This window comes from Paraburkholderia phymatum, assembly GCF_040965635.1.
In the GTDB taxonomy this organism is placed as follows: domain Bacteria; phylum Pseudomonadota; class Gammaproteobacteria; order Burkholderiales; family Burkholderiaceae; genus Paraburkholderia; species Paraburkholderia phymatum_B.
Window position 1 is genome coordinate 333792 of record NZ_JBFRCH010000003.1, and the last position, 18146, is coordinate 351937.

Genomic DNA, 18146 nt, shown 5'->3' on the forward strand with positions numbered 1-18146 from the left:
TGACAGCGCGCATAGCGTCTGCTGTCGATCTCTTTACGCCGCGCGCCGAACGTTGCTAGAAATCGCCGCACCCATGCGGACTGTTCAGCAACATGCAACTGTTCAGATTGGGCTGCGAACGCACGCGCTTCCATTCGACGGCGAGTATGTCCTGATTGTCGCCGGGTGCCGCCGTCGTAAAGAGCGGCTGGTTCGAACCGATGCAGATATTCGTCCCTTGCAGGTTGTTTTCATAGACGAAGGTTTGCTCCTCGTTGCTGAAGAACGACTGCAAGCCGGCTTGCGCAACGAGATTCGGCATGCGGATCACGGTCAGCGTGCCGGGCGCTTCGTTCACGACATACCCGACGTTCGACAGGAAGTTCGGATCGATCGGATATTGGCCCGGCTGCGAATTCTGGTTCGCCGCAGTCGTCAGTGAACCTGTCAGCGCGCCTGCTGCCGTATCGCCGTTGATGAGTCCGCTGGCCGTGAACGTGAATGCAGGATTGGGCGCGCCGGCGAAGCGCGTCGCACCATTCGCGGTGACGATCACGGTGGGCCTTGCGACATACACGTAATGATTGCCCGTCGTCGGCACCGTGCCGCCCCAACTGCATCCGGCGCCGAAGATGCAGCCATAGAAGTTGGGTTGCGCGGTATCAGGCTGCACGTTTCCACGTACTTCCTGGTTCCATGTGGCCGCCCAGATCCGCCAGCCATTCGAGGCGCTCAGCGCGCCCGTACTGCCCGCCGTGAATACGCCGTTCTCCATCACGAGGTCGACGGTGCCGCCCGAGGTCAGACTGGTATCGAGCGCGACATTGCCCGTCGCGGCCTGCGCAACCAGGTTGCCCGTCAGCGTCGAATTCGTGCCGTCGATTGCGGTCAACGTGCCCGAGCTCGCGTTGTATGACTGGCTTGTGACGGGACCAATCGCAAAGCCATGCGAATCGACAAAGCTCACATTGCCCGCGTTGACGAGCGCAAGCACGCCGACATCATTCTGCGGATCGGTCAGCGTGAACGAGCCGGGGCCGGACAGCAGCAGATTCGCTGCCTGGATGCCGCCCGGGTCGGTCACGGCGCCCGCCGATACAAGCGACAACGTATGTCCCGCGCCGAGCGACAATCCGAACGGCAGTTGAATCCCCTGACTGCCCGCGCCCGGATTCGACAACGTGAGGTTCATGTTCAGACCAGGCTTCACGAGCAGGCACGAGCCGCTCGCCGGGCCGCACACGCCGTTCACGGTGATGAGGCCAGTCTGCGTGTCGGAGCCGAGCGTCAGCGTCTGGAAGTTTGTGAAGCTCGCGAACGTCTGCGCGTCGATGCTCATGCCGCCGCTCGTGCCGAACAGCGTGATCGGCGTCGCGTTCTGCGGCGTAAACGCGAACGTCGAGGAATCGACGCTGGCCGGCAGTATCGAAAGCACGCCCGCGCCGCCCGTGATGCTCGCGTTGCGGCTCAAGATGCTTTGCGACGTGTTGTCGTTCGCGGCGCGCAGCACGACCGAGCCGCCCGGTGCGCCGTTGATCGACACGGGGCCTGCCGCATGGAAGAAGCTCGACACCGCGAACGAACTCATGAATTGCGGCATGGGCACCGCGCCGAACGCGAGACCCGCATCCGACGTGCTGGTCGAGCCGGCGAGCGAGATCGTGCTGCCCGGCTTCGTCGAAGTCACGCTGCCGTTCAGGATCAGCGTGCCGTAGTCGAACTGCACGTTGCCGCCGTTCGCGGCGGTCGTCGGGCTGCTCACGACGCCGCGAATATCGATTGCACCGCCGTTGTTCGACACGATCTGCGTGCCGTCGGCGATCAGCACGCCTTGTGCGTTCGCGCCGGAGCCACTGCCGTCGATGCTCAACTGGCCGCTGCCCGTCGTGATGGTCGAAGGCGTCGGCACAGCCGATTCAGTCTGGCTTTCGAGCACCACGCCCGTCGACGCAAGGTTCGTCGCGGGGGTGCCCGTGGTCCTGCCCGACAGCGAGATCGAGCCGCTCGTCGACGATATCGATCCGTTGTTCAGGTCGAACGCGATGCTGCCCGACGTCGTCGCAGGCGCGCTGCCCGCGACGACGATGTTGCCGCTGCCTGTGATGATCAGCGGCAATTGCGTAACGGTGGTGTCGGGGTTGGTGATCAGGAATCCCTCGAACGCGCTGACGCCCATAGCGAATGTCGTAGCCCCGGTGACAGTGCCGTTCACCGAGACGCTGCCGCTCGTGGTGCTCGCCGATGTATTGACAAGCACGACGCCGCTGCCGTCGAGCGGGACATTCGCAGTGCCGCTGATGGTCACGTTGCCTGCGCCGTCGCTGATCCGCGTATTCTCCAGATGAACGCCTTGAGCCGCGCGGCTCACGGTCGCCGTGCCCGCGACGCCGATCGCGCCCGACGCGGCCGCGAACATCGCATTGTTCACGCTGATGCCCGTGCCCGCCGTCGCTTGCGCGCTGCCGCTGACGGAAATCGCGCCCGCGCCCGTCGCCGAAAAAACAGGCGTGGTGCCCGGCGGCGACTGACTGGTGAAATTGCCGTTGACGATCACGCCCGTCGCAGGCCCGGTGGCCGTACTGCTCGCAGCACCCGTCACGGCGATCGAGCCTTGCCCCGTCGTGTGAAGCGCGCTTTGCACGATGTCGACGCCCGCACCAGCCAACGTCGACAAGCCGGTCATGCTCGACGAGCCCGTCACGCTGATATTGCCGTCGCCCGTGCTGACGAGCGCATAGCCGAGCGCCACACCCGACGCAAGGCCCGTCGCCGCATACCCGATCGCGACGGCCTGACTGGCAGACGCCGAACCCCTGATCGATACGCCTGCGCCCGTCGTGCTGATCGTCGCGTTCTGCAACGTCACGCCCGCGCCCTGATTGGTGACGTCTGCGGAACCCGTCAACGCGACATTGCCTGTCGCCGCAGCGACTTGCGCGTTGTTGAGGTTCACGCCGGAGCCGCTCGTGCTACCCGTGATGACACCGTTGATCGCGACCGTGCCGCTGCCCGTCACGTCGATGTTCGGGATCAGCGTCGTCGATCCGTCCGGATTGAGCTGCGCGTATGGTCCGCCCGAGATGTTCACGCCGAAAGCGGTGCCGCCGAACAGGCCCGCGCTGCCGCTGCCGCTCAGCGAAATCGCACCGCTCGCGGTCTCGATCGCGCTCTGCTGCATGTCGATGCCATTGCCGAACGTGCTCGAACCAACGAGCGTCACGTTGCCGCTCGTCGTGGCGAGCAGCGAATAGCCGATCGCGACGCCGTGGATTTCCGGTTGCGCCGCGCCGGTGATATGGATCGCACCCGCTTCCGTATGCACCGTCGAGTTGTTGATGCTCACCGCGCTCTGCCCGGTGTCGCCGATCGTCAGCGATCCGCCGTTGGTATCGATTACGACGTTGGTGAGGTTCACCGAATTCGCGGGCGTCGCGCCACCCACGTTCGCATCGAACACGAGATTCAGCGAGCCCGCCTGCGACGTAATGCTCTGTCCGTTATCCGTAATCGAGCCGGCCGCGCTGAACTTGAGCGTCGTCGCGTTGTTGCCCGCCGGCGATATCGCCGTCTTCGTGATCGGGGTCTCGATGGAAATATTGCCCGCCTGTGCGCCGCCCGTTCCCGTCGTGATCGTCACCGACGTGCCGTTGCCAAGCGGCGTTTCGATGTCGGAACGGAACACGACGCTGTTGTCGCCCGCCGCCGCGAACGTCGTCGTGCTGCCCGGCGCGGCAGCCGCCGTGATAGCAGCAAGTCCGATCGGGTCCGGTTCGATGAATACATCGAACGGATCGAGCAGCCACGTCCCAGCCTTCCCTCTGACCGCCGACGCGTCGATCTTCACACCGGCTGTGTCGAGATAATGGCCCGACGTCTCGATCAGTCCGCCGTTGCCGCCCTGTGCGCCGCCCTTCGCCGATAGCGTGCCGTAAATGCGGCTCGCCGTCGCGCTGTACGCAACGATATGGCCGCCGTTGCCGTTTAGCGATGCGTCGGCATGAATGCTCGCGTTCGGCGACATCCAGATTGCGTTCGCGTTGCGCATGTCGGCATCGCCGCCCGCCGCGCCACCGCCGAAGCGCACCGTGCCGCCGCCCGCCGCGCCGCTTGCATCGACACGCGCGCCGTCGGGCAACGCGACGTCATAACCCGTCACGTCCACGCGGCCACCCGTCAGGCCCGCGCCGCCCGTTGCATCGAGCGTCCCGCCCGCCGTCACGACGCCGTTCGTGCCGCCGTCGAGCACGATGTGTCCATTGCGCTCGGCAAGGCTCTGCGCGCGCACGATCCCCTGCTGGTTGATCACGGTGCCGGCGAGCGCATCGGCGGTCTGCGCGCTCATGATCACGGTGCCGCCGTCGGCCGCGAGCGTCCCGGTGTTGCCGATCAGCGCGCGCGCCGCGCCTTCGTTGATCTTCAGTGTGGTCAAGCCGTCGCCGGCGAAGTCCACGGTGATGTCGCTACCCGCGCCGAGCGCGACCGTGCCGAGACGCGCGCTCACCGTGCCCGTATTGCTGACGGTCCCGCCGAGCAGCGCAATCGTGCCCCCCGATCCGGCCGTGAGCGTGCCGGCGTTGCTGACGGGCGCCGCCGATGCGCCGACAAAGCGGTAGTTGCCCGCAAGGAAATCGGCGTTCGAGATGTTGAGCGTCGACGCGACCAGTGAGCCGACGTTCACCGACGAGCCGGGCGCAAAGATCACGCCGGCGGGATTGACGAGGAACACCTTGCCGTTTGCCTGCAGGCGTCCCGCGATCACGCTCGGATCGTTGCCCATCACGCGGTTGAGCAATGCCGCGCTCGCCGACGGCTGGACGATCTTCACGCCCTCGCTCGCGCCGATCGAAAATGTGTTCCAGTTGACGATCGCCTTCGGCGACGATTGCGTGATGTTCATTTGCCCCGCGCTCGGCACCGCGACGCTCACCGTTCCCGACACCACCTGCGCGCCCGTCGGATTCGCGAGCGCCATCGGACCGCACGACGCCGCAAACAACGCAGTCACCGCGCTGGCGATCGTGCCGGCGCGTAGCGGACCCACACCCGAACCCACAACCGGACCCACACCCAGCCGCACACCCGATCGCATACCCGGCCGCACACTACAGGGCTTGTTCATCGCACACCTCAGGCCGATGGCCCACTAGAACGTCTTCGTCAACTGCACATAAAAGCGCGGCACCTTGTCGTTGCCTGTCGTATCGGAGCCCGTCGTGCGCCACGCGATCGTGCCCTGCACCGCGATGCCGCCCGGCGCCAACCAGAACGCGCCAAGGCCGACGCCGCTTCTCGTGATCACGTTGGCCCCCTGGTTCGGCCGCGCGTTCGCGTTGTACCAGCCGGTGCCGAAATCGAAGAAGCCGAACACCGTGGCTTTCGACGTGATCGCGTAACGCCCTTCGACGGTCGCGACGAACCCTTCGTCGACGAGCGCCTCGGACGGCGAATAGGCGCGCACCGCGTGCGGCCCGCCGAGCAGGAAGCGCGACGAGTTGTCGAGTGTCGTGGCCGCCCACTGGCCGGATATGCCGGCGAACATGCTGACGCGCTCCGTCACCGCATTCAGCCGGTTCGCGAAGAACGTGGCGCGCATTTCGTTGCCTTGCGTGTTGCGGCCAAACGCCGACGCATCGATTTCCTCGGCCTGCGCGTTCCTGAAGTGAACGCTGCCGATCAGCAGCTCAACGTCTGCGCTGTTGAAGCCTCCGCCGAGCAACGTATCGCGGCTTTCGTAGCTCAGGCCAACGCTGCCTTCGAACAGCGAACGCGGATTGTGCGAATCGACGACGCCCACGTTGTCGATCAGATCGCGATACTCGAGGTTGATGCGTGCAAGCAGGTTCTGGCTGCGGGTGCGCACGAGCGGATGCGTGAGCGTCAGGTCGACGACGGTCGCCTCACCCTGCGCGTCGAGCGACGCGAACTCCTTGCCGAGCGCGTAGTTGAGCCGCGACACCGCGACGCCGACGCGCGTGCCATACGCATTGACAGGGGCCTCGTAGCCGACGCGGCCATAGACGGTATCGAGCCGTTCGCTGCCGAGGAGGCGCAAGTCCAGGTTGTCGCCGATCATGAAGGGCGAGTTGAGCCGCGCCAGTGCGCCCAGGCGCCACGTTCCGCTTTCCGGCGCGCCGTAGTTGTCAACGTCGACAGCGAAGGTCCAGCGTTTGGCGGGCGAGACGCTGATGCTCAGATCGACCGTGCCCGGCTCCTCGCCCGTCTCGATCGCCGACGTCACCTGGATGCCCGGCAAGTCGGACAGCAGCAGCATCGTGCGTTCGATATCGTGCTGCTGCAACGGCTGGCCGATGGGGATCTGCGCGACGCGCTCGCGTATCAGGCTTTCGCGGATCGGCGTGCCCGCCGCGATATCGAGCCGCACATGGCCTACGCGCCCTTCGAGCACGGTGAACTCGACCGTCCCCGCGCTCACGTCCTGCTGCGGAATCACGACCTGAGCCAGCAGGTAGCCGCGCGCGCGATACACCTGCGTGACCCTGGCCGCGATCGCTTCGAGATCCGCGAAGCCGATCTGCCTGCCGATCTGGTCGCGCACGGGCGCAAGCAGCTCGTCGGTGGGGATCGTATCGTTGCCCTTGAACTTGATGCCTTTGAGCGTGAACGTCGGACCGGGCGCGGCGGCGGGAGGCGTCGTCGGCGGCGGCACCGCGGGCAGCGCTTCTCCGCCGCCGGGTGGCGAAGGGCGCGTCTCGCGCGGCGCGGTCTGCTGGAGAATGCTGCCCGCGTTCGGCAGCGTCTGGCCCCACGCGAATGTTCCGCTGCACGCCAATGCCGCGGCGATCAGTCGAAGTGGTGTCTTCATTATTGTTCTTAGCGCGCGATGCTCAGGCGCCAACCTCCCATCAGGTCGAACGGTGCCCAGAAGAACGGATGCGCAAAGCGCGGATTCTGCATGACCGTGAGTTGCGCCGTCCGCATCGCGTCGATCGCTTCATGGCCGTCAGCGAGTTGCGAGTAGAACGTGCGCATCGTCAGCGCACTCGATTCGTCGGCCACGGGCCACATCGACACGATCAGGCTGCTCGCGCCCGCATAGAAGAACGCGCGCGTGAAGCCGAGTATTTCGTCGCCGCGCGCGATCCGGCCCAGTCCCGTCTCGCACGCCGACAGCGTGACGAGCGATACGTTGTTGAGCTTGAGGTTATAGATGTCCTTCGCGAGCAGCGAGTCGGGTCCGTCGGCGGGCTGCGTCGCGGGCGCGAGCAGGATGCGCGAATGCAGCGGGTCGATCGTGTCCGCCTCGGCGTGCGTGGCCACATGCAGAACGCGTCCGGCGGGCGCGTTGTCGCGAAAGCTCACGCGCGTTGCGCTCGCTTGCAGGAATACTTCATTGCGCGCAAAGAGCGGCGCGATGCCGCGCACTTCGGCTTCGGCGCCAGGCAGCGCATACGCGGGAGCAATGGTTGGATTGCCGAACGCGACGAGATTGCTCGCGACTTGCCGCTCGCGTGCTTCGAGTTGAACCGCGACGCTTGCCGACGGTTCGAGCGCGACAGGATGGCGCTGGATCAGAAAGCCGTCGGGGCCGTGCAGCGCCTGAAACGGCAGATAGTGAAGCGCGCCGTGCGGAACGATGATCAGCCGTTCGTTCTCGCGCAGCCCGAGTGGCGCGATCAGCAGCGCATAGAGCTTGTCGCCGTACGTGATCGCGGTTGGCCGGCGACGCACGATCGCGTTGCGGATGTCGGTGACGGCGGCATCCATGTCGGCGCGCGCAATCGGCAGCGTATAGCCCTTGAGCCCTTCATTGCGGATCACCCAGACGACGATCGACTTGTCGAGACTGTGATATTCGACGATCGCCTCGTTCGGCTTCAGCGCGTTACGCACGACATCGAGCCCGGGCACTTCGCCGTTCAGTTGACGGTCGTCGACGCCGGCATCGACGCGGTTGCGCACGACATCCAGCAGCGCGCGTGCGCGGCTGCGCTCGGACAGGCTCCATGCCGACGCATAATCGCCGACCTCGACCGTCAGCGCGATCGCCTTTTCGAACACCGATTGCGTGTCGCCGAAGAGACCCGTCTTGAACTCGTCGCTGCGAAAACGCGCGCGGATCTTTTCCGAATCGTCGACGGCGAGCAGATACGCTTCGCGCGCCCTGCCCTTCTCGCCGAGCACCAGATCGGCGCGGCCGATGCCCTCGTGCGCCCACAGCCGGTCGTAGTTCGCATCGCCCGAACTGCTCTCCTTGAGGAGCGCGTTGAACGCGTTGCGCGCGTCTTCCGGCTTGTCTTCCGCGAGCAGCAGATTGCCTTCGATACGACGGTACGCGGGCGCGAGTTCGGCTGTCGGCGGAGGACTCGCGGAATCGAATGTCTTGCGCGCGCCCGCCGTATCGCCCGCGGCGATCTGCGCATTCGTGATCGACAGCAGCACGAGCGGCCGATAGCGCGGCGACGCCGTTTCCAGTGCGCGGTTGTACGCAGCGAGCGCATCTTGCGGATGGCCGCGACGCAGCGCGACATCGCCGAGCACCTTGTTCGCGGGCGCGAACACCTGCTCGGGCGCTTTGGGCGTCGATGCGAGGGCTTCCTGTGCGTATTTCCCGGCGTCGGCGAGATCGCCCGCGTAGCTGTACGCGATGGCAAGGTCGCGCTTCGAGAGCGCGGCCAGATCCGCGTTGTCCGTGCGCTGCGCCATCACCAGCGCGCGGGCGGCCGCCTCGACGCTGTCGCGGAAGTCGCCGCGCTCGGCCGCCGATACCGCCATGCTGCAATAGTCGTAGGCAGGCAACGTGACGCGATCGCGCGACAGCAGCAAGCGCCCTTCGGCCGTCAGCGTCTGCAATGTTTCGGCGTCGCGTTCGCGCTCGGCGGCCTGGCGAAAGCCGGATGATTCGGGCGCGAGGCCTGGTGCAGCGGAGCTGGATGCAGCGGCGTCGGCAGCGCATGCGGGAGCGCTCAAGACGAGCGTCACGCAGACGGTAAGCGCAGCGATGCACTCGCTCAACCGTACGGCACGCGAGCGCGCGATGTGAGGCTTCGCATCGGACCAACCTGTGTGCGCGGTCGCGCCCGGCACCGTTTGCGATGCGTTGCGCGCTCTCCAGGATCGAAGGATTCTTCTGAGTTCGTTCACATCGCCTTCCTACGGGACGGTCCTGGGACGCGACTGACTGGAGAGCCGTTGTGACTGGGAGCGCAGGCAAGCGAAGTGAGCGCCGCGCGGAGACCTCGAACTACACAGAACTAGACGAATCAGGGCTCGCTATTTTGAAAGCGACGGGCATGCAGGATGCGCAGCGGCATCTCGCGATACAGGTGGGCTCGACGGAAAGGCCTCGCGCGCGCCTTCAAAATCGGTCGCGTGATTCGTCTTGTAAGTACACGCGCGTGTGCGTGAGGATGGCGCATGCGTGTTCGCAGCGCCGCGCGGCTGGACTCACATGAGCATCCCGACCCGATGACAAGTCCCGACGACAAGACGGTAATCGTGTCGCAAGCGCCCGCGTCCGACAGCCGTCCTGCGACGTCATCGGCCGCGAGCATCGACTCGCATCACGCGCTGGCGATCGGCACGCGCGTCGCCGAGTTCGAGATCAAGGGGTTGATTGGCGAAGGCGGCTTCGGCATCGTCTACCTCGCTTACGATACCCAACTGGGCCGCAATGTCGCGCTCAAGGAGTACATGCCCGCGGCACTCGCGTCGCGTGGCAACAACGCCGAAGTCGCGGTGCGCTCCGAACGTCATGAAGAAACGTTTCGTGCGGGCCTGAAGAGCTTCGTCAACGAAGCGCGGCTGCTTGCGCAATTCGATCATCATTCGCTCGTCAAGGTCTACCGCTTCTGGGAAGCGAACGGCACTGCCTATATGGTGATGCCGTATTACGAAGGCGTGACCCTGCGCGACTCGCTTCGCGCGATGAGTTCGCCGCCCGACGAAGCATGGCTGCGCGCGCTGCTGACACCGCTTCTCAGCGCGCTGGACGTGATGCACGCCGCGCAGTGCTACCACCGCGACATCGCGCCCGACAATATCCTGCTGCTCAAGGGCAGCGGCCGGCCACTGCTGCTCGACTTCGGCGCGGCAAGACGCGTGATCGGCGACATGACGCAGGCGCTGACGGTGATCCTGAAGCCCGGCTATGCGCCCGTCGAACAGTATGCGGAAGTCCCAACGCTCAAGCAGGGTCCGTGGACCGACATCTACGCACTTGCGGCCGTCGTCTACTTCGCGATCGCGGGCAAGACGCCGCCGCCGTCCGTGGGACGCATGATGAGCGACAGCTATGTGCCGCTCACGACGCTTGCCGCGGACCGCTATTCACCCGCATTCGTGCAGACGATCGATCACGCGCTCGCGGTACGGCCCGAAGAGCGGCCGCAAAGCGTGCAGACATTTGCGTCGGGATTGGGCCTGGCATTGGGCGGCGAGCACGGCTCGCGCGACGATGCGCTTGCTTCGGCTGCGCCGCGCGTCGCTGCGGCTGCTTCGATCGGCGCTGTCGAGTCTCGCGAGTCAGGCGCGGCTGCTGTGGCTCGTTCGCAGGAGAGCGCTCGAACGGCCTCCCGTTCGCTTGCTTCAGCACGTTCAGCGGCCGACGCGCAACCGCATGCGAAGCGCAGCCGTTCTGCGGCGATAGCCGTTGGCGCCGTTGCCGTCGTCGGGCTTGCCGCGCTCGGCGGCTGGTATGCGTTGCGTCCCACACCACCGACGACGCCTTCGGGCGCTGCCAGTTCTGCTGCTACTGCCGGTTCGGCAGGCCGTATCGACATCGCTCGTGCGGCAAGCGGCAGTCATGTTGCGCCAGAGGTGCCGACGCAAGCACAAGCGGCGTCCAGCCCACCCGCGTCGGCGTCGACATCGGACGCGGCAGCGAATGCAAGCGGCAATGCAGCGCCAATCACGACCCAGGCCACGCCAGCCCCGCTTCCGCCTTATACGCCCGGCGGCGAACTCGAGCGGATCGCCGCGCTTTCCGATCCGTCGATTCGCGTCACGGCGTCATCACGCAACAGCTCGGCGCGGATCAACAAGGATCGTCTGCAATTCAGGATCAGCAGCAATCGGGCGGGCTATGTGTACGTGTTCATGGTCGACCCAGCCGGGCAATATCTGATGCTGTTTCCGAACGGCCTCGACAAGAACAACACGATCGCGGCCGGCCAGGCGATCTCACTGCCGCGCGCGAGTTGGCCGATGACGGCGGGCGCCCCGGCGGGCCCGAATCGCTTTCTCGTGCTGGTGTCGCCGACGCAGCGAGACTTCTCCGGCGGCGGCCTGCACGGCGAATCCGTCTTCGCCGAATTCCCCGAGCAGGCCCAGCGGGCGGCAGCCGCGCGCCGCACTGCCAGCTACTCGCCATTCGCCGGCCAGCCGCGTTGCGCGGCCAGCGCGACCGACTGTCCAGACACATTCGGCGCGGCAACTTTCACGATCGACGTCGTCGGCCCGTCGACGTAGCGGACCACGCGAACGTCCGCGAGCGCGGGAAGGAGGTGGCATGCACAGCCTGTATGCGATGCTCGGTGTGGCGGCAGTGTGCGCCGGTTGTGCCAGCAACCAGCCGGCCACGTCAATGACGTTCGGCGCTGCGGCGCAGTCATCGGTTCAGTCATCGGCGCAGTCATCGGTTCAGCCATCGGCTCAGTCATCGGTTCAGCCATCGGTGCAATCTTCGGCTCAGTCATTGCCTGAGTCATCAGTGCAGGTTACGTCGCTCTCGCCTGCCGCACGCGCATCTTCCACGAAGCCCGATGCAACGCCGCACGCGAGCGTTGCTGCCCCGGCCACGCCCGCCCCGTCAGACACGATGCCGACGGCACCCGACACGTCTGCGGCAAGCGCAAACGCGAGCACGAGCGCCGCCTTCTCCACGCGTCACGCTTACTACGCGCCGACCCGGTTCGCCGACTTGCCCGGCTGGAGCACCGACAATCTCGGCAATTCGTGGGATGCGTTCAAACGCAGTTGCGCGGTGCTCGGCTCGCGCGCAGGATGGTCGGCGCCGTGCATCGCGTCGCGCTCGGTGGATGCGCGCAACGTCGCCGCGATCCGGATTTTCTTCGAGACGTACTTCAACGCCTATCAGATCCGCAATACGGACAAGAGCGGCGAAGGCACGCTGACCGGCTACTACGAGCCGCTTTTGAACGGCAGCCCGCAATACGGCGGCGCCTTTCTCTACCCGGTCTACGGCACGCCCGACGACATGCTGTACCTCGACGTGCGGCGTCTGCCGGAGCGCGCACGCGGGGCCGTGAGCGCGGCTCGCATCGAAGGGCGCACGGTCGTTCCCGTTACCGATAGTGCGGCGAGCGGCGTCAAGGGTGTCTACGTGCTCGATCTGCGCGACAGCGTGCCCGACATACGCGACAAGAAAATCCGTCTGCGGCTCGATCGCGAGCGCATCGTGCCGTACTACACGCGCGCCGAAATCGAGCGCGGCGCGCTCAAGGCGCCGATTCTCGCGTACGTCGACGACCCGGCGATGCTCTACTCGATGCAGGTACAAGGCGCGGGGAAAGTGCGCATGCCCGATGGCACCGTCCGCCGTTTCGCTTATGCCGAGCAGAACGGCCGCCCGTTCGTGCCGCCTGTCGCGCGTGCGGGCGGCGGCAGCGGACAGCGGATTACCGTCCGCGGAATGGACGTGGAGATCGATGTCGTCGATGAAACTTCGACGGGCGCAATCAGCACCGCTGATGCTCGAACACCGGGCGATGCAACGGGTGATGTGACTTCGACATCGGCGCGCGCGCAGGACGACGACGAACCCGCGTCGCCGCTGCTGCGCGGTTTCAAGCTCGCGGCAGCGACGCCGCAAAGCGGTGGCTCTGTTACGCCGGCTATCAGTGCTGCTGCTTCGAAGCCGGGTAATGCAGCGACATCGGCAGCAAAGACAGCAGCGTCGGGAGCGGCAACCGCGTCCGTCAAGCGCGTGTTCGCGATCTCGGACCCCAGCTACGTCTTCTTCCGGCGCATCCCCGATTCGCCCGACGGACCGCTTGGCGCGCTCGGTGTGCCCTTGTCGGCGGGTCGCTCGGTTGCCGTCGATCCACGCACGACGCCGCTCGGCGCGCCCGTGTTCGTGTCGACGCAGGACGATCCGCAGACGCCCGGCGCCATCGACCGGTTGATGATGGCGCAAGACTCAGGCGGCGCAATCCAGGGTGCGGTGAGAGCGGACTACTTCTACGGCTTTGGTCAGAACGCACAGGCGCAGGCGAGCCGGACCAAAGAACGCATTCGCATGTGGGTGCTCTTGCCGAAAGGGCTGCATATCGCCGCGCAGGAGGCGACGATGAAAACGCGAGGCGGCGCGCCGGCGGCATCGAGTGCGGATTGCCTCGTAAGCGATCCCGATCTGTGCGTCGACGATGCACCGTGAGCGCGACGGCAATCACTTACCGAATGCGCTCTTCGTCTTCACGCTCATTGATACCGGCCTCGTCAAGCGATTCGCCGATGCGGTAGTCTTCATGGTTATCGACGCCGCTCAACGCACGCCGCGTCCTCGCATCATCAACTCCGTCGAATCGGCATGACGCACATGACCCGCTCTCTTCATCTCTCCAACGTTCGACTGGCCGATGGCCAGCGTGTTTCCGTATCGGTGGCCGATGGCCGTATCGAGGCGCTCGGCCCGCAAGCTGCTGCGCGACCCGGCGTGCCTGTCGAAGACGGGGGCGGCGTGTTGCTGTTGCCGGGCTTCGTCGAAGGGCATACGCATGTCGACAAGAGCAACTGGGGCCGGCCGTGGTATCGCAACGAGGTCGGGCCTCGGCTCATCGACCGCATCGACAACGAACGCGAATGGCGCAAGACGTCAGGCCACGATGCGGCCGCGCAGTCGCTTGCGCTGTCGCGCGCCTTCGTGCAGGCCGGGACGACGCGCTTGCGCACGCATGTCGATATCGATACCGATGCGGGTCTGCGCTACCTCGAAGGCGTGCTGGCCACGCGGCAGACGATGCGTGAAGTGCTGGACATGCAGATCGTCGCGTTTCCGCAGTCGGGCATGCTGGTCCGTCCCGGCACAACGGAGCTGCTCGGCAGCGCGCTTGCAGAAGGCGCCGATGTGCTCGGCGCGCTCGACCCGGCGTTGATCGACGGCGATCCCGTTGCATCGCTGAACGCGACTTTCGACCTGGCGCAACGCTATCGCAAGCCGATCGATATTCACCTGCACGAACCCGGCGCAGTCGGCGCATTCACGCTGAAGCTGCTGCTCGATCGCGTCGAGGCGATGGGCATGCAGGGACAGGTCGTCGTGAGTCACGCGTTCTGCCTTGACGCGTTGCCGGAGCGCGAACGCGACGCGCTGCTCGAGCGGATCGCACATCTGCGCGTGGCCATTGTCACGAGCGCGCCCGCTTCCGTCCCTGTTCCGCCGCTGATGACTTGCAGGGACAAAGGCATCACGATGTTCGGCGGCAACGATGGCATACGCGACACGTGGTCGCCGTATGGCGTGCCCGATATGCTCGAACGTGCGATGCTGATCGGCTTGCGTTACGACTTGCGCCGCGACGATCACCTCGCGATCGCGTTCGACTGCGTCAGCGATGCGGCCGCGCGAGGATGCGGTTTCGCCGATTATGGTTTGTGCGTCGGCGCACGCGCGGACCTCGTGCTGGTCGACGCGGAAACCGTCGCGCATGCCGTGGTGTCCCGGCCGAAGCGCAAGCTCGTCGTTGCCAACGGATGCATCGTCGCGCGCGATGGCGAACTGATCGATGCGTTGTGAGCGAATCGGGTTCCTCGGGCCAGGTGTTGGACTGAATGTTGGCCTGACCCCGCATTTGAACGTTTGAAGCGTCGCGCGAACTAAATGTGTGAGAGCCTCCAGCAGCGATTGCGCAACACCGACACTTCACATCCACTATGTTTTCGCGCAAGCAGGCGTTGCCAGCCCGTCCCGTTACATATCGCGCGGCGCGATGCCGAACCAGCGCGCGCGCAGGCATTTACGCGGCAGCTTTATTCGTGATGTCGGCCTGCTCGACATCGATGTCACCCAGCGCTGTCCCGCCAGCGTCCCAGGCCGCCGCATGCCATGTGCCGGGCCATTTCTGCGACACGTTCTTCGGACCCTGATCGCAACCACGCGCGGCGTGTCGACGCGAGTCGCTGCCGAGTTACTCAACGTTACAAGTTGAGCGGCATCGGTTTCACTTACCCGCAGCGACCGCGACTATTCTGTAAACCATTGCCTTACAGTTGCGTTTTGCCGAACTTGCGCGCCAAAAGGAAGTTGATCATGAAGTACTCGATCTCTCTGCTTTTTGCAGCCGCAGTGGCCGTCTGTACACCCGTGTCGGCTTCTGCTCAGGGGAACGTAGGTGTCTATCAGGGTCTCGGTGTTCCGGGGCCGGTGGCTACCCCTCCACCGTCGGTTATCAACCAGCCCTACTACGGCCCTCCCGGCACCTATGGCCCGCAGGGTACTTACCAGTCGGCGCCACCGCCCGTCATCTATCAGGCGCCACCCGTCTACGGCTATGGCCAGTGGCATGGCAACGGCTGGCACAGAGGCCATGGACATCACGGCCAATGGGATGACGATTGATCGCCCATAGATCGATCACCGATAGCCGCTCGCGTCGATGACGCGACGACGATCGAATGCCCTTCGTCGCGTGGGCACGTCGAGAAGGCAGCCGTGCCTTCGGCGAACGGGCCACGCTAGCGCGCCGTCGCCAGATGCGCATTCACATGCAGTGGCGGCACGTCGTCGTGGTACGGGGGCTTCGGGCAAAACGTCTCGATGACGCCCGCGCGAAACAACAGGCAGAAGGTGCTGCCGCCATACTGGAAGAAGCCAAGCTCATCGCCTTTGGCGACACGTTGTCCCGGCCGTATCGTCACCTGGCACGACGAAACCTCGGCCATGCCGACGAACACGCATGCCGTCTCGCCAATCGAAGCGTCGTCGGCGTCGATCACGATGATGGCGCGCGCCGCTACCGCTGTCGTGTAGCCTTGCGAATCGTTGAGCCCGCCCGGGTCCTCACCTTCCGCCTCCGCATCCGAGTAGTAAGTGCCGTCGACGTTGTATGCCTTGACCACGCGCCCGGCGACGGGCGCATGCCAGCGGTGATAGTTGAATGCGCTCAGATATCCCTGGTAGATCGAGCCGCCGACGAAGCGCCGCGCCAGTTCGCGCTCGCTTTCCGTGAGCATGTCGCGCAGCGAATACGGCTGCTCCTTGATCCAGAATTCGTCGGTTTCCTTGATGTCCGTGCGCACATTGAAAGGCGATGCTTCGCACGCGCTCACGATGATCTTGTGATTGTCCGGCTCGGCGACGGGGCGCATGCCGTCGCGAAAGCGCCGGGTAAAAAAGTCGTTCCACGATGTAAAGCCCCAGTATGGCGTGCCCGGCGAGCAGACAAACTGCGAAAGTCCCATCTTCTGCTGCGCCTTCTCGCAGAACCAGCCATCCGGTTCGTTCGCGTTCAGATGCAAGCACGAGTGCGGGCCCGAGAGGAAACTGCACCAGTACGTCAGCACGCGTCGAAGCTGCGCATTGAACGCGGGATCGCGAAACACCGCATAGCCGGAAGGCATGCACATGAGCCAGTCGAGCACTGCGTTGAGCGGCGTCATCACGGGCGCCGTCTCGCTGAAGGGCGGCACATACGTCGTGATGTAATCGATGATCGGGAACAGTTCGTCGATCGAGCGGTAGCCCGGTTCATAGCCGGCTTCCAGCGCCTCGCCGATTGCGCGCGAGACGTTCATCCGCAGCACCGGGTCGCCGTGAACGAGTTGCGCAAGATCGCGCACGACGCTCGAAAGCGGCATCCGCGATGCGCGTTCGCGCGCCTTCGCCGCGAGGTCTTGCCGGAACGCCGCGGCCGTCTGTTCCTTCCCGGGCATCCAGCCGCCCAGTCTGCGCCGCTCGATGAGTGGTCCTTGGTTGCCGCCATTCATGGGCACATGCTCCTTGTCTCGATCGTTGCACGAAGTCGCGCGGAACGCGTTCGCGTAGCGTTAGCATCGAGCGTGCCCAGTTCAATGGGGATTGCGTCGGGCGGAAAGCTCTTCCTGTAGACAGGATAGCTATGTATTTTTTTCGGATGACGAGCATGTGCCTATTGCTGATCGAGGATCGAGCGGCGCATGAACGGTATTGCCGGTTGTGGAATCGGGGCGGCGAAACGGTATATATCGTTTTTGGACCCGGACCGTTCTTCGTGGTCCAACGCACATGACTTCACGGCAAGCGGAACGATTTGCGGCGCCAAGAAACCGCCCGCCCGCACGCCACCGCGAGCGAATGACCATAAAAATCGGCGGCCAACGCCTGGTCAACGTTGGCCGCCGTCATGGGCGGGCACGGAGGGCTCTCTCCGTCCGCCGCCACAGAGCAGCGAGGGTGCCGATCTGCTGATATCAGCGTACACACGATCGCGCGTAAATCCAATATGGCGAAGCTGTACGTAACAGATGCCTATCGGACGCCTCGGTCATCCCGGCATTGCCGACGCTATCCGATTTCATGGTCCCGACATCGACTCAATATGTCGTTAACAACATTCTGCACTGCGGATAAGGCCTGACCGTGATGTGCGCCGATGCCGTTAACAGCACGTCGCGCAACCGGTAGCAGAACGTGCCGACCAGTACCGTCTGCGTGCGAAAGAGACGGCCGCCCGGAAAAGGCCCATGCCGAAGCCGCGTAAGAACGTGATGACAGGTGCGACGATGACGGCTTACTGACCCGACGCATGTGTCCTGAGAAACGCCACGTAGCCGTTCTGCGTCTTGAGGATCTTTTCGGCGCACTCGTCGTAGTCTCCGCCCTTCGCCCTGTCCGGCCCGTACATTCCACGGCATTGCGCAAAGAGCGTGAGCGTCGCGCCATCGCCTGTCGCGACGCGCGTCGCGGAGAACGCGGCCTTGCCTGAATCGTAGGGCACGTCGGTTTCGATTGCGACGGCGTCCGCGCGGGTCACGGGCGTGTCGGAATGCTGCTGGATGTAGCGCTTCGTCGCTGCCCAGGCCGCGTCGCACTGCGCCCGTGCGCAGTCGATCACTGCATCGCGCTGGGCGGCGGCGAGGCTGGTCTCGTTATGGATGAACTCCTGGGCCTGCTTCGCCTGCTTTTCCGGGGACGAGCAAGCAGCGAGTGCAAGCGCGATGAGCGCGAAGGCGGTGATTTTTTTCACGTGTGTAAGTCTTCTCAGGTCACATTC

The 18146-nt window shown here is 65.0% G+C and carries 9 protein-coding genes; 4 read left to right on the forward strand and 5 right to left on the reverse strand.

The genetic code is table 11. The features are described 5' to 3' along the window. Nucleotides 1–55: 55 nt before the first annotated feature. The 3 genes from AB4Y32_RS08115 to AB4Y32_RS08125 are packed head-to-tail and all read right to left on the reverse strand — an operon-like array spanning nt 56 to nt 9081. On the reverse strand, nt 56–5098 hold the full coding sequence (locus tag AB4Y32_RS08115; RefSeq protein ID WP_368720819.1) for a two-partner secretion domain-containing protein: 5043 nt from the start codon (nt 5096–5098) through the stop codon (nt 56–58). Between the two features lie 24 nt (nt 5099–5122). Next, complete coding sequence (locus AB4Y32_RS08120; RefSeq protein WP_368720820.1) at nt 5123–6802, reverse strand: ShlB/FhaC/HecB family hemolysin secretion/activation protein; 1680 nt, start codon at nt 6800–6802, stop codon at nt 5123–5125. 8 nt (nt 6803–6810) lie between these two features. Continuing rightward, nucleotides 6811–9081: a CHAT domain-containing protein gene (locus AB4Y32_RS08125; protein ID WP_368720821.1), complete on the reverse strand. Its 2271-nt coding sequence runs from the start codon at nt 9079–9081 to the stop codon at nt 6811–6813. Nucleotides 9082–9354: 273 nt separating this feature from the next. Here AB4Y32_RS08125 and AB4Y32_RS08130 point away from each other — a divergent pair, with 273 nt between their 5' ends. The 4 genes from AB4Y32_RS08130 (at nt 9355) to AB4Y32_RS08145 (ending at nt 15514) form a co-directional block, all read left to right on the forward strand. Next, a complete protein-coding gene (locus AB4Y32_RS08130) occupies nt 9355–11406 on the forward strand; it encodes a protein kinase domain-containing protein (RefSeq protein ID WP_368720822.1) in 2052 nt (683 codons plus the stop codon). A gap of 241 nt (nt 11407–11647) precedes the next feature. Beyond that, the gene (gene mltA / locus AB4Y32_RS08135) at nt 11648–13333 is read left to right on the forward strand and encodes a murein transglycosylase A (RefSeq protein ID WP_439899760.1); all 1686 of its coding nucleotides are present in this window, start codon (nt 11648–11650) and stop codon (nt 13331–13333) included. Nucleotides 13334–13495: 162 nt separating this feature from the next. Then, complete coding sequence (locus AB4Y32_RS08140; RefSeq protein ID WP_368720824.1) at nt 13496–14692, forward strand: amidohydrolase family protein; 1197 nt, start codon at nt 13496–13498, stop codon at nt 14690–14692. Nucleotides 14693–15319: 627 nt separating this feature from the next. Further along, nucleotides 15320–15514 carry a hypothetical protein gene (locus AB4Y32_RS08145; protein ID WP_368720825.1) on the forward strand — a complete coding sequence of 65 codons (195 nt, stop codon included), beginning with the start codon at nt 15320–15322 and terminating at the stop codon, nt 15512–15514. A gap of 116 nt (nt 15515–15630) precedes the next feature. Here the strand turns inward: AB4Y32_RS08145 and AB4Y32_RS08150 are convergent, their stop codons facing one another. Together AB4Y32_RS08150 and AB4Y32_RS08155 are read right to left on the reverse strand one after the other, a co-directional pair. After that, the gene (locus AB4Y32_RS08150; protein WP_368720826.1) at nt 15631–16881 is read right to left on the reverse strand and encodes a phosphatidylserine decarboxylase family protein; all 1251 of its coding nucleotides are present in this window, start codon (nt 16879–16881) and stop codon (nt 15631–15633) included. A gap of 782 nt (nt 16882–17663) precedes the next feature. Further along, the gene (locus AB4Y32_RS08155) at nt 17664–18119 is read right to left on the reverse strand and encodes a lipoprotein (protein WP_368720827.1); all 456 of its coding nucleotides are present in this window, start codon (nt 18117–18119) and stop codon (nt 17664–17666) included. Nucleotides 18120–18146 lie beyond the last annotated feature (27 nt).